At 67.6% G+C, this 12,287-nt stretch carries 16 protein-coding genes; 12 read left to right on the top strand and 4 right to left on the bottom strand.

The window, feature by feature from the left end; all coding sequences use genetic code 11:
- The first annotated feature begins 80 nt into the window (after positions 1–80).
- A complete protein-coding gene (gene dnaQ, locus G539_RS0122790; protein ID WP_029077258.1) occupies positions 81–800 on the top strand; it encodes a DNA polymerase III subunit epsilon in 720 nt (239 codons plus the stop codon).
- A 78-nt stretch (positions 801–878) separates the two neighbouring features.
- On the opposite strand, the gene secB is transcribed toward dnaQ, so the two are convergent.
- Positions 879–1,364, bottom strand: coding sequence for a protein-export chaperone SecB (gene secB / locus G539_RS0122785; protein WP_029077257.1), 486 nt, complete (start codon positions 1,362–1,364; stop codon positions 879–881).
- A gap of 273 nt (positions 1,365–1,637) precedes the next feature.
- Between secB and G539_RS0122780 the strand changes: the two genes are divergently transcribed.
- From G539_RS0122780 to G539_RS0122765, 4 genes are read left to right on the top strand one after another with little or no spacing between them, the layout of a single operon-like run.
- Entirely contained in the window at positions 1,638–2,366 is a 729-nt protein-coding gene (locus G539_RS0122780) for a Tim44/TimA family putative adaptor protein (RefSeq protein ID WP_029077256.1), read from the top strand.
- 15 nt (positions 2,367–2,381) lie between these two features.
- Positions 2,382–3,488: a murein transglycosylase A gene (mltA, locus tag G539_RS0122775; protein WP_051231949.1), complete on the top strand. Its 1,107-nt coding sequence runs from the start codon at positions 2,382–2,384 to the stop codon at positions 3,486–3,488.
- A complete protein-coding gene (locus tag G539_RS0122770) occupies positions 3,485–4,072 on the top strand; it encodes a Smr/MutS family protein (protein WP_029077254.1) in 588 nt (195 codons plus the stop codon). The genes mltA and G539_RS0122770 overlap by 4 nt, the downstream gene beginning before the upstream one ends.
- Positions 4,069–4,488, top strand: coding sequence for a helix-turn-helix domain-containing protein (locus G539_RS0122765; RefSeq protein WP_029077253.1), 420 nt, complete (start codon positions 4,069–4,071; stop codon positions 4,486–4,488). Before G539_RS0122770 ends, G539_RS0122765 begins: the two co-directional genes overlap by 4 nt.
- Positions 4,489–4,500: 12 nt before the next feature.
- Here the strand turns inward: G539_RS0122765 and G539_RS0122760 are convergent, their stop codons facing one another.
- The 3 genes from G539_RS0122760 to hslV all read right to left on the bottom strand — a co-directional run bounded on the left by G539_RS0122760 (position 4,501) and on the right by hslV (position 7,506).
- Entirely contained in the window at positions 4,501–5,451 is a 951-nt protein-coding gene (locus G539_RS0122760) for a DUF1402 family protein (protein ID WP_029077252.1), read from the bottom strand.
- A 166-nt stretch (positions 5,452–5,617) separates the two neighbouring features.
- Positions 5,618–6,922 (bottom strand): ATP-dependent protease ATPase subunit HslU, encoded by a 1,305-nt coding sequence (hslU, locus tag G539_RS0122755; protein WP_029077251.1) that lies wholly within the window; start codon positions 6,920–6,922, stop codon positions 5,618–5,620.
- Between the two features lie 17 nt (positions 6,923–6,939).
- Positions 6,940–7,506, bottom strand: coding sequence for an ATP-dependent protease subunit HslV (gene hslV, locus G539_RS0122750; protein ID WP_029077250.1), 567 nt, complete (start codon positions 7,504–7,506; stop codon positions 6,940–6,942).
- Between the two features lie 182 nt (positions 7,507–7,688).
- On the opposite strand from hslV, the gene hisB reads away from it, so the two are divergent.
- The 7 genes from hisB to coaA are packed head-to-tail and all read left to right on the top strand — an operon-like array spanning position 7,689 to position 12,267.
- Positions 7,689–8,282 carry an imidazoleglycerol-phosphate dehydratase HisB gene (gene hisB / locus G539_RS0122745; RefSeq protein WP_029077249.1) on the top strand — a complete coding sequence of 198 codons (594 nt, stop codon included), beginning with the start codon at positions 7,689–7,691 and terminating at the stop codon, positions 8,280–8,282.
- An 8-nt stretch (positions 8,283–8,290) separates the two neighbouring features.
- Positions 8,291–8,782: a DUF2628 domain-containing protein gene (locus G539_RS25915; RefSeq protein WP_051231947.1), complete on the top strand. Its 492-nt coding sequence runs from the start codon at positions 8,291–8,293 to the stop codon at positions 8,780–8,782.
- Complete coding sequence (gene hisH, locus G539_RS0122735; protein ID WP_029077248.1) at positions 8,779–9,429, top strand: imidazole glycerol phosphate synthase subunit HisH; 651 nt, start codon at positions 8,779–8,781, stop codon at positions 9,427–9,429. Before G539_RS25915 ends, hisH begins: the two co-directional genes overlap by 4 nt.
- Positions 9,429–10,169, top strand: coding sequence for a 1-(5-phosphoribosyl)-5-[(5-phosphoribosylamino)methylideneamino]imidazole-4-carboxamide isomerase (gene hisA / locus G539_RS0122730; protein ID WP_029077247.1), 741 nt, complete (start codon positions 9,429–9,431; stop codon positions 10,167–10,169). Before hisH ends, hisA begins: the two co-directional genes overlap by 1 nt.
- Positions 10,169–10,954, top strand: a complete 786-nt coding sequence (gene hisF, locus G539_RS0122725) for an imidazole glycerol phosphate synthase subunit HisF (RefSeq protein ID WP_029077246.1) — start codon at positions 10,169–10,171, stop codon at positions 10,952–10,954. The genes hisA and hisF overlap by 1 nt, the downstream gene beginning before the upstream one ends.
- Positions 10,955–10,964: 10 nt before the next feature.
- Positions 10,965–11,288 (top strand): phosphoribosyl-ATP diphosphatase, encoded by a 324-nt coding sequence (locus G539_RS0122720; protein WP_029077245.1) that lies wholly within the window; start codon positions 10,965–10,967, stop codon positions 11,286–11,288.
- A gap of 25 nt (positions 11,289–11,313) precedes the next feature.
- Positions 11,314–12,267, top strand: a complete 954-nt coding sequence (coaA, locus tag G539_RS0122715) for a type I pantothenate kinase (RefSeq protein ID WP_029077244.1) — start codon at positions 11,314–11,316, stop codon at positions 12,265–12,267.
- Positions 12,268–12,287: the final 20 nt, after the last annotated feature.

Here is a 12,287-nt window from a genome sequence, read left to right as displayed (position 1 = left end):
GGCGTTTCGACCGGCGCCCGGGCGTTGCATTGCCGGTCCCGACTTGTCACGATGACCAAGAGCTGAAGCGGAGCAGGACGTTGCGCGAGATCGTCTTCGATACGGAAACCACCGGGCTGGAGCCGCTGAAGGGCGACCGCCTGGTCGAAATCGGCGCGGTCGAGCTCTTCAACCACCTGCCGACCGGCCGCGATTTTCACATCTACATCAATCCCGAACGGTCGATGCCGGAAGAGGCGTTCCGCGTGCACGGGCTTTCGGAGGAGTTCCTTTCCGACAAGCCGCTGTTCAGCGCCGTCGTCGACGATTTCATCGACTTCATCGGCGATGCGACGCTGATCGCCCACAACGCCAGTTTCGACATCAGCTTCATCAATGCGGAGTTTGCTCGCCTCGGCAAGCCGCCGATCCCGCCCGAGCGCGTGATCGACACGCTGGTGCTGGCGCGGCGCAAGCATCCGATGGGGCCGAATTCGCTCGACGCGCTCTGCTCGCGCTACGGCATCGATGCCAGCAAGCGAACCGTCCATGGCGGCCTGATCGACTCGGTGCTGCTCGCCGACGTCTATCTCGAGCTGATCGGCGGCCGCCAGCCCGACCTGGTGCTCGTCTCCGACGAGACGACGGCGACGACCGACGACAGCGGGCCGATCGTCTTGGCGCCGACGCAGCAGCGGCCGGTGCCGCGCGGTTTTCGCGTCACGGCGGAGGAACATGCGGCGCACAGCGCCTTCATCGGCAAGATGGGCGATGCCGCGCTGTGGAAGGCCTATATGCCGGAAGAGCTGGCGGCCGAGTAAAGGCCCAAAAGAAAAGCCCCTGATCCGTGGGGAACAGGGGCTTCTTGATTTCGCGATCGCGCTGGACGCGCGAATGCCTCAGCTCGGGCGGGCGCCCTGCTGGGCGGCCGCCATCTCCATCAGGCGCTGGCGATAGAGCTGGGTGAAGTCGACCGGATCGACCAGCAGCGGCGGGAAGCCGCCATTGCGGGTCATGTCGGCGAGGATCTGGCGGGCGAACGGGAACAGCAGGCGCGGGCACTCGATCATCAGGATCGGGGCCAGGTTCTCCTGCGGCACGTTCGAGACGCGGAAGACGCCGGCATAGACCAGCTCGGCGACGAAGATCGCCTGGTCGCCTTCGGCGGCGCGGCCCTCGAGGCGCAGCTCGATCTCGTAGTCGTCACCGTCGAGCGGCGTGGCGCCGACATTGATGCCGATGTTGATGGACGGGGCGGTGCGACGCGGACCGAGCGAGCGCGGAGCGCCCGGATTCTCGAAGGACTGGTCCTTCACATACTGCAGCAGGATGGAGAGATTCGGCTGGGTCAGCTGGCCCGCGCCGTTTTCGGTTTCATCGGCCATATGGCGGCTCCCCTGGAACAATCGGCCGAATGGCCTGATCTTGACAACTGGGCTCGCTAACACTTCCGTCTCGGTGATACAAGCGCTGTACGAGGTCGGTCGGAAGCCGCATGGTATCGCCGCGAGGCTCAGCCCTTGACGGATGGTGGACCTTGACGGACTTGGATCGACGCCCAACGATTACCACATTGGGTCCATGATTGCTCGAACGCGCATTTCCGGCCTCAGACCCGGTTTCATGGGCCCCCAAGAACAGGACAGGATGCCTTCGGCATGAACGGCTTCGTCGATATCTACACGCTGATCTTCCTCGTCCTGGCGGTGGTGATCTTCTTCAAGCTGCGCAGCGTGCTGGGGCAGCGGACGGGCAATGAGCGCCCGCCCTTCGATCCCTATTCCCGCACCAAGACGAACGAGGCGGATGCGGCGGCCGGCGACAAGGTCGTGGCGCTGCCGCGCCGTCCGTCGGCGAATGACGATGCCGCCGCGCCGGCCCAGGCCGCCGCCGGCGAAGACCAGCGGATCACCGCCGTCGCCGCGCCCGGCACGCCGCTCGCCGCCGCGCTCGGCGCGATCATCGCGGCCGACCGTAATTTCGACCCGCAGCAATTCATCGATGGCGCCCGCACCGCCTACGAGATGATCGTCACGGCCTTCGCCCAGGGCGATCGCAAGGCGCTGAAGCCGCTGCTCGGCCGCGAGGTCTTCGACGGCTTCTCGGGCGCGATCAGCGAGCGCGAGGCGCGCGGCGAAACGGTGGAGTTCAACTTCGTCGGCTTCGAGAAGGTCGAGATGGTCGACGCGGCCCTGAAGGGCAGCACCGAGCAGGTGTCGGTCAAGTTTGTCTCCAAGCTGATCTCGGCGACCCGCAACAAGGACGGCGAGGTGGTGGACGGGGATCCGGTCCACATCGCCGACGTCACCGACATCTGGACCTTCGCGCGCGACGTGTCGTCCCGCGACCCGAACTGGACGCTGGTGGCGACCGAAACCGTCGAATGACCGGGACCTCCTGCCGTGTCGACGGAATCCAACACCAGCCGCGTGCCGGTCAGCTTCGAGGCGCTCGACGGCTGGCGGGATGATGACCACGCCGCTGCTTGGCGCGCTTTCCATCTGAGCGCCGTCCACGCGGCCGCGCATCCGCCGAAGACGCGCGCGCTCGGCATCGACGGCGCGGCGCTCGCCGAGGTCGCCGCGTTCGCCGCCAAGCTCCCCGCCGATCTCGATCGCGGGGCGGCGAAAGCCTTCTTCGAGACGCATTTCCAGCCCTTGCGGGTCGTCGAACCGGCGGGCGGCTTTTTCACCGGCTTCTATGAACCCGAGGTAGCCGCGTCGATGACGCTGACGGCCGGCTTCGCCGTGCCGCTGCACGCGCCGCCGCCGGAACTGGTCGAGGTCGATGAAACCGATCCACCGCCCGGGCTCGAGCCGGGCATGCGTTTTGCGCGCCGCACGGAGGCGGGGTTCGAGCCCTTCTTCGACCGCGGCGCCATCGAGCGCGGCGCGCTGGACGGGCGCGGGCTGGAGATCGCCTATCTGGCCGATCGGGTCGACGCGCTCTTCATCCATATCCAGGGCGCGGCGCGGTTGCGCCTGCCAGATGGCGCGGTCCGGCGCGTCACCTATGCGGCGAAGTCGGGCCATGCCTACACGCCGGTCGGCCGCGTGCTGCTGGAACGGGGACTGCTGCCGAAGGGCGGCGTCACCATGCAGTCGATCCGCGACTGGTTCGCCGCCCATCCGGACGAGGCGTCCGAGATCATCTGGCAGAACCGCTCCTACATCTTCTTCCGCGAGGCGCCGGTGACCGATCCGGCGCTGGGGCCGATCGCCGCCGCCAAGGTTCCGCTGACCGCCGGCCGCAGCCTGGCCGTCGACCGCACGTTGCACACCTTCCATGCGCCGGTCTGGATCGACACCAGGCTGCCGGCCGAGGAGGGCGGTCGCGCGCTGCGCCGGCTGATGGTGGCGCAGGATACCGGCTCGGCCATTCTCGGCCCGGGTCGGGGCGATATCTTCTTCGGGTCCGGCGACGATGCCGGGCGCATCGCCGGCCGCATGCAGGCATCCGGCGATTTCATCGTGCTGGCGCCCAAGGGCAAGTCGAGCGGCACGACATGACCCGCCGCAAGCGCAATCTCTCGGGCGAGGAGCGTACGCTCTGGGCGACGGTCGCGCGTACCGTCGCGCCGCTCCGGCCGGAAGACGCCATCGTCGAGCCGCCGGAGGCCCCGGCCGTCGAGGCGAAGCCGGCGGCGGGAGAGCCGCCGAAGCCGGCGGAGGCGGGGATGAAGCTCGGCAAGGCCGGCAAGCCCGCGCCGCCGCCGCCATTGCATCCGATCGAGCGCCGCACGCTGACCAAGGTCGCGCGCGGCACGATCGAGATCGACGGCCGCATCGATTTGCATGGGCTGACGCAGATGGATGCGCATGACCGGCTGCGCGGATTCCTTATCGATGCGCAGGCGCGGGGCGCCAAGCTCGTCATCGTCATCACCGGCAAGGGCAAGGCAACGGGCGAGGATCCCTTCGGCATGACCGAGCGCGGCGTGCTGCGCCGGCGCGTGCCGCAATGGCTGGCCGAACCCGGCCTGCGCGGCATCGTCATCGGCTTCGAGGAGGCGCATCGCAGCCATGGCGGCGGCGGCGCGCTCTATGTGCGGATCCGCAAGAAGCGGACGGCGCACAAGGCGGGTGGCGCATGACGCCGTTCGGTCAGCGCCTGCGCGAGATGCGCGAGGAACGCGGCGTGTCGCTGAAGGACATGGCCGCGAGCCTCGAGGTGTCGAGCTCCTATCTCTCGGCGCTTGAGCACGGACGGCGCGGCAGCCCGAGCTGGTTCCTGGTCCAGCGCGTCATCGTCTATTTCAACGTGATCTGGGACGAGGCGGAGGAGCTGCAGCGTCTGGCGCAGCGCTCGCATCCGCGCGTCACCGTCGACACGGCGGGGCTCGCCCCCGAGGCGACCGAGCTGGCGCATCTCCTCGCCGCCGAGATCGGCGGCCTGAGCGTGAAATCGTTACAGGACGTGAAGAAGGCGCTGCGCGACGCCGCCGCGAAGGACGCGGCGCGGCGGGAATTGCAGGCCGATCAGCCGCAGGACCGGACGACGCTCAAATAGCGCGGCGGAGGCTCAGAGCAGGGCGCGCAGCTCGTCCAGCCGGTCGTTGACCAGCCAGCCATAGTAGTTTTCCTGCGGCATGGCCGACTTGTTCTTCTTGCGCGCGGCGGCGAGCGCCCGGGCCCGCACCTTGACGTCGCCGACATTGTAGAGCGTCGCCGTCAGGCCGGGATTCTGGGAAATGTCGACGCCGGCCGTGTCGCGGTAGACATCGATCGACAGGCGGATGATCGCCGCCATGTAGTCGAGCGACATGTTGGGATCCATGATCGCCTGGTAGAGCTGCGGCGCCCGTTCGGCGTCGAGCAGCGGCAGGCCGCTCTTCCGGTGCACGATGTCGCTGACGGTGAGCGCGGTCAGCGGATTGATCTGGCCGAGGCCGAAGGTCTGGCCGGCATAGAGCGGTTGGAAGAACACCTTGGAGAAGCGGTCGCGCGGGAACGACTTGCCGTTGACGGTCTTGCCGCGGAAGCTCGCATCCCAGACGTCCTCGCGGCAGGTCCAGAGGTCGTAGTCCGCCTCGAGGCCCTCGCAGGCGGCGAATTGCGGCCGGGCGACGAAGTCGGTGACGCTCTCGCCCTTGTAGCCGAAGGCGAGGTCCTTGGTGCCGAGATAGGCGAGCGCCTTGACGTAGTAGGACTGCGCGCTGTCGAGGCCGCCGACATTGTAGGTGTGCTCGCCGATGATGGCGCCGATCAGGTGCACCGGGTCGACGCCATAGGTCTGGGCGGAGCGCTTGATCGAGCGGATCAGCGTCTTGTCGCGCTTCAGCAGCGCGTAGATCCGGCGGTATTTCGCCTCGAAGCTCTCCTTGGTCTCGCCGGCGCGCTTGATCGAGCTCATGTCGATCTCGGGCTGCTCGGCGGAGCGGTTGCCGGGCGGCGCCACCACCGGCGCGGCGAGCGCGGGCAGGGCGGTGGCGATAAGGAGGGAAGCGAGCAGGGCGCTGCGCAGGAGACGCATGGGGCGATCCGTCGTCGGTCGAGCGAAGACCGCACCCGTTACGGATCGGCCGATGCGGCGCTTATAGCATCGCCGAATCGGATCGGAAAACGGCATCCCTGCCACAGCGGCGGATAAACGTAGCGGAACCTCCCCCGCGGCCGTTGGGTCGCGGGGGAGGGACGGGTCAGAGAATGTAGCGCGACAGGTCGATGTTGCGCGAGAGATCGCCGATATGCGCCTCGATATAGGCGGCGTCGATCGTCACCGTGTCGCCCGAGCGGTCCGGCGCCGAGAAGCTGATCTCGTCGAGGATACGCTCCATCACGGTCTGCAGGCGGCGCGCGCCGATGTTCTCGACCGAGCCGTTGACCTCGACCGCGATGCGGGCGATCGCGTCGATCGCATCCTCCGTGATGACGAGGTCGACGCCTTCCGTATTCATCAGCGCCACATACTGCTTGAGCAGGCTCGCTTCCGGCTCTGTCAGGATCTGGCGGAAATCGGCCTGCGTCAGGGCGTTGAGCTCGACGCGGATCGGCAGGCGGCCCTGCAGCTCCGGCAGCAGGTCCGACGGCTTGGCGATGTGGAACGCGCCCGACGCGATGAACAGGATGTGGTCCGTCTTCACCGGTCCGTACTTGGTTGCGACCGTCGTTCCCTCAATCAGGGGTAGGAGATCGCGCTGCACGCCTTCACGTGAAACATCGCCGGCGCGGCCTTCGCGGGCGCAGATCTTGTCGATCTCGTCCAGGAAGACGATGCCGTCGTTCTCGACGATCTCGATCGCCTCGGCCGTCAGCTGCTCGTCGTCGAGCAGCTTGTCGGATTCCTCGTCGATCAGCACCCGGTAGCTGTCCTTGACCGTGACGCGGCGCGTCTTGGTCTTGCCGCCGAAGGCCTTGCCGAGCATGTCGCCGATGTTCATCACGCCGATCGAGGCGCCGGGCATGCCGGGCACGTCGAACTGCGGCAGGCCGCCGGACTGGTCGCGGACCTGGATCTCGATCTCCTTGTCGTCCAGCTCGTTGGCGCGCAGTTTCTTGCGGAAGCTCTCGCGCGTCGACGGGCTGGCGCTCTCGCCGACGAGCGCGTTCAGCACGCGTTCCTCGGCCGACAGATGGGCCTTGGCCTCGACGTCCTTGCGCTTCTTCTCGCGGGTCAGCGAGATACCGACTTCGACCAGGTCGCGGACGATCTGCTCGACGTCGCGGCCGACATAGCCGACCTCGGTGAACTTGGTCGCCTCGACCTTGAGGAACGGGGCGCCGGCGAGGCGGGCGAGGCGGCGCGAGATCTCGGTCTTGCCGACGCCGGTCGGGCCGATCATCAGGATGTTCTTCGGCAGCACTTCTTCGCGCATCGTGCCTTCGAGCTGCTGGCGGCGCCAGCGGTTGCGCAGGGCGATGGCGACGGCGCGCTTGGCGTCGTTCTGGCCGATGATGTAGCGGTCGAGTTCGGAGACGATCTCGCGGGGAGAGAAATTGGTCATGGGATGTCCCTGTCAGCTCAGGCTGCGTCGAGCTGCTCGAGCGTGACACTGGTGTTGGTGTAGACGCAGATCTCGGCGGCGATCGCCATCGCCTTGCGGGCGATCTGCTCGGCGGTGAGGTCGGTGTCGGCCAGCGCGCGGGCGGCGGCGAGCGCATAGTTGCCGCCGGAGCCGATGCCCATCACGCCGCCTTCCGGCTCGAGCACGTCGCCATTGCCGGTCAGGACCAGGCTCGTCGTCTTGTCGGCGACCAGCATCATCGCCTCGAGATGGCGCAGATAGCGGTCGGTGCGCCAGTCCTTGGCGAGCTCGACGCAGGCGCGCGTCAACTGTCCGGGATATTGCTCGAGCTTGGCCTCGAGGCGCTCGAACAGGGTGAAGGCGTCGGCGGTCGAGCCGGCGAAGCCGGCGATCACGTCGCCCTTGCCGAGCGGCCGCACCTTGCGGGCCGTGTGCTTGATGACCGTCTGGCCGAGCGACACCTGGCCGTCGCCGGCGATGACCACCTTGCCGCCCTTGCGCACGGTGATGATCGTCGTCCCGTGCCAAGCCGCGTAGGGGCTCTCGTTCTGGGAATGTGTCATGGTCTGCTTTCGTGGCGGATCGTCTTGGTCCCTTAAGGCCCCGCGGCAATCCCTGTTGGCTAGACGCCTTATGTAGGCTGCCCGGCGAGCGATGCAAAGGCTTGCGCAACCTTGTGGCATTCCAAGGAAACGCCTGATAAAAGCCGGCTGTCCCGAGCAAGCTGCCCGAGAAGGAAAGAGATATGCGAAGCGCCACGATCGAGCGCAAGACGAAGGAAACCGAGATTGCGGTCACGCTGGATCTCGACGGCACCGGCCGCGCCGACATCGCCACTGGCGTCGGCTTCTTCGATCATATGCTCGACCAGCTGGCCCGCCACGGCCTGATGGATCTGACCGTCCGCTGCAAGGGCGACCTGCATATCGACCAGCACCACACGGTCGAGGACGTCGGCATCGCCATCGGCCAGGCGCTCCGCAAAGCGCTCGGTGAGATGCGCGGCATCACCCGCTACGCCGACACCCACCTCGCCATGGACGATACGCTGACCCGCTGCGCCATCGACGTCTCCGGCCGGCCCTACCTGGTCTGGAAGGTCGAGTTCTCGCGCGACAAGGTCGGCGATTTCGATACCGAGCTATTCAAGGAATTCTTCCAGGCCTTCGCCCAGAACGCCGGCATCACGCTGCACATCGAGAATCTCTACGGCGACAACAACCACCATATCGCCGAGACCTGCTTCAAGGCGGTGGCCCGCACCCTGCGCACGGCCGCTTCGATCGATCCCCGCCAGGCCGACCGCGTGCCGTCGACCAAGGGCAAGCTCGGCGACTGAGAGGCGTCATGGCGACCTACATCGTGCTCGAGCCGCCCGTCTCCGCGTCTGGCGGAACGGACGAGGCCGACCGCCTGATGTTCGTCCGGGACGGCTTCTCCTGGGGCGCGTTCCTGATTCCCGTCCCCTGGATGCTGTATCGCCGGCTCTGGATCGCGCTTTGCTTCTACGCGCTCTTCCTGGTCGCGGTGGAGTTCGCAAGCCGCCAGTTCGGCGCGCCGACCGCCGCGGCGCTGGGCGCGCTCGGCGGACTCTATCTCGGCTTCGAGGGCGGCGCGTTGCGGCGCTGGGCGCTGGCCCGGCGCGGTTTCGTCGAGACCGCGCTGGTCGAGGCGGCGTCGCGGGACGAAGCCGAGATCCGCTATTTCCACGGCCACGGCGCCGTTGGGTCGGGCGAGCAGCCCGGTCCCGCTCCCGTTGCGCCGTCCATGCGCTTCGTGCGTCCTGAACCCACGGCCGAGATCGTCGGCCTCTTTCCGACACCGGGGACCGCCCGATGACCATTGCCATCATCGACTACGGCGCGGGCAATCTGCGCTCCGCCGCCAAGGCGCTCGAACTCGCCGCCGGCCGCATCGGCCTCGCAAGCCCCGTCATCGTGACGGCGGATCCCGAGGCCGTGGCCAAGGCCGATCACATCGTGCTGCCGGGCGACGGCGCCTTCGCCGATTGCCGCACCAATCTCGACAGCGTCGACGGCATGATCGAGGCGATCAACGAGGCGATCGACGTTCGCGGCCGGCCGTTTCTCGGCATCTGCGTCGGCATGCAGCTGCTCGCGACGCGCGGCATCGAATATGGCGTGACCCGCGGCCTCGCCCGCATTCCGGGCGAAGTGCGCCGGATCGAGCCTTCCGACGCGCGCCTGAAGATCCCGCATATGGGCTGGAACACGCTGAACGCCTCCGCCCCGCATCCCCTCCTCGACGGCATCGCGCTCGGCGATGACGGCTGGCACGCCTATTTCCTGCACGGCTACCAGCTCTATGCCGAGAACCCGGCCGACGTCGTGGCGACCGCCGAATATGGCGGCCCGATCACCGCGATCGTCACCACCGGCAATGTCGCCGGCACCCAGTTCCATCCCGAGAAGAGCCAGAAGCTTGGTCTCGCCCTTCTCGCCAACTTCCTGAAGTGGAAGCCCTGATGATCCTTTTCCCGGCCATCGACCTGAAGGATGGCGCCTGTGTCCGGCTGAAGCTCGGCGACATGGAGCAGGCGACGGTCTTCAACACCGATCCCGCCGCCCAGGCCCGCGCCTTCGAGGAGCAGGGCTTCGAATATCTGCATGTCGTCGACCTGAACGGCGCCTTCGCGGGCCAGCCGGTCAACGGCGCCGCCGTCGAGGGCATCCTCGCCAGCGTGAAGATGCCGGTCCAGCTCGGTGGCGGCATCCGTGACCGCGCCGGCGTCGAGGCCTGGCTGGACAAGGGCATCGCCCGCGTCATTCTCGGCACCATCGCGGTCCGGGATCCCGATCTCGTGCGCGAGGCGTGCAAGGCGCATCCGGGCCAGGTCGCCGTCGGCATCGACGCGCGCGGCGGCAAGGTCGCCGTCGAGGGCTGGGCCGAGACGTCCGAGCTGACGACGGTCGAGCTGGCGCGGCGTTTCGAGGATGCCGGCGTGGCCGCGATCATCTTCACCGACATCGACCGCGACGGCGTGCTGAAGGGCCTCAACATCGAATCGACGCTCGCGCTCGCCCGCGCCGTCGAGATCCCGGTGATCGCCTCGGGCGGCCTCGCCTCGATCGACGACGTCAAGCGCCTGCTCGAGCCGGATTGTGCGATCCTGGAGGGCGCGATTTCCGGCCGCGCGCTCTATGATGGCCGCCTGGACCCGGCCGAGGCGCTGCGCCTGATCAAGGCCGCGCGGGAGAAAGCCTGATGCTCAAGACCCGTGTCATCCCCTGCCTGGACGTACATGACGGCCGCGTCGTCAAGGGCGTGCAGTTCGTCGACCTGATCGACGCCGGCGATCCGGTCGAGGCCGCCAAGGCCTATGACGCCGCCGGCGCCGACGAACTCTGCTTCCTCGACATCACCGCGACGCACGAGAACCGCGGCACCATCCTCGACGTCGTCGCCCGCACGGCCGAGGCCTGCTTCATGCCGGTGACGGTCGGCGGCGGCGTGCGAGCCGTCGAGGACATCCGCGCGCTGATGCTGGCCGGCGCCGACAAGGTTGCGATCAATTCGGCCGCCGTGACCGACCGGATGATCGTCGCCCGCGCGGCGGAGAAGTTCGGCGCCCAGGCGATCGTCGTCGCGATCGACGCCAAGCAGACCAAGCGGCGCGGCGATGGCGACCATCACGACCGCTGGGAGATCTTCACCCATGGCGGCCGCAAGGCGACGGGCATCGACGCGGTCGAATATGCGATCGAGGTCGCCTCGCTCGGCGCCGGCGAGATCCTGCTGACCTCGATGGACCGCGACGGCACGCGCGACGGCTTCGACCTCGAGCTGACCCGCACCATCGCCGACGCGGTGTCGGTCCCGGTGATCGCCTCCGGCGGCGTCGGCGCGCTCGATCATTTCGTCGACGGCGTCGTCGAGGGCCATGCCAGCGCCGTGCTCGCGGCGTCGGTGTTCCACTTCGGCCAGTTCACCATCGGCGAGGTGAAGGCGCACATGGCGGCGGCCGGCATTCCGGTCCGGCTGGACGGCTGAGGAGAACGACATGGCCGGTTTCACGCTCGTCGATCTCGCCGCGATCATCCACACCCGGGCCCATTCCGGCGATCCCGGCTCCTACACGGCGAAGCTCGTCGCCAAGGGCACGTCCCGTTGCGCCAAGAAGTTCGGCGAGGAGGCGGTCGAGGCCGTCATCGCCGCGACCGAGCATAACAAGGAAGACCTGACGTCCGAGGCGGCCGACGTGCTCTACCACCTCCTGGTCATGCTGGAGGCGGCGGAGGTGCCGCTCGACGCTGTCATGGACGAGCTCGAAGGGCGCACCCGCCAGACGGGGCTGCAGGAAAAGGCGTCGCGGCCGGCGGATTGATCCGACGTCCCCGGGGAGAATGACGATGGACAAGTCCGCGCGGATCGAGCACGCCCCGCACCGCACATTCGGCCGCAAGGAATGGGCGAGCCTCCGGGCCGACATGCCGCTGACGCTGACCGAGGAAGACCTCTTCCGGCTGCGCAGCCTGAACGATCCGATCTCGATCGACGAGGTCGTGACGATCTACCTGCCCCTGTCGCGCCTGTTGAGCCTCTATGTCGCCGCGACCCAGGAGCTCTACAACGCGACCCGCACCTTCCTCGGTGCCACCGAGGGCAAGACGCCCTACATCATCGGCATTGGCGGCTCCGTCGCCGTCGGCAAGTCGACGACCGCGCGCGTGCTGAAGGCGCTGCTGGCGCGCTGGACCAACACGCCCAAGGTTGACCTCGTCACCACGGACGGCTTCCTCTATCCGAACGCCGTGCTCGAGCGCGAAGGGCTGATGGAGCGCAAGGGCTTCCCCGAGAGCTACGACCTGCCGGCGCTGCTCGCCTTCCTGTCCGACATCAAGGCCGGGCGTGGCAGCGTCTCGGCGCCGGTCTATTCGCACCTCGTCTACGACATCGTGCCGAGCGAGCGGATCACCATCGACCGGCCCGACATCCTGATCGTCGAGGGCATCAACGTGCTGCAGGCGCCGCGCCTGCCGAAGGACGGAACCGCCGTGCCCTTCGTCTCCGACTTCTTCGATTTCTCGATCTATATCGACGCCGCCGAGGCCGATATCCGCCGCTGGTATGTCGAGCGCTTCCAGCGCCTGCGCGAGACGGCGTTCCGCGATCCGAATTCCTACTTCCATCGCTATTCGAAGATCTCGGACGAAGAGGCGCTTTCGATCGCCGAGGGGCTGTGGTCGCGCATCAACCGCGTCAACCTCTACGAGAACATCCTGCCGACGCGGCCGCGCGCCGACCTGATCTTGTCCAAGGGTGAAAGTCACCTGATCGAACAGGTCGCACTGCGCCGTTTGTGAGGCGTCTCCTAGGTTTTCGG

This window comes from Kaistia adipata DSM 17808 (assembly GCF_000423225.1).
Taxonomy (GTDB): domain Bacteria; phylum Pseudomonadota; class Alphaproteobacteria; order Rhizobiales; family Kaistiaceae; genus Kaistia; species Kaistia adipata.
Note: the sequence above shows the minus strand (reverse complement) of the source record. Positions and strands in the feature narration are given on the sequence as shown.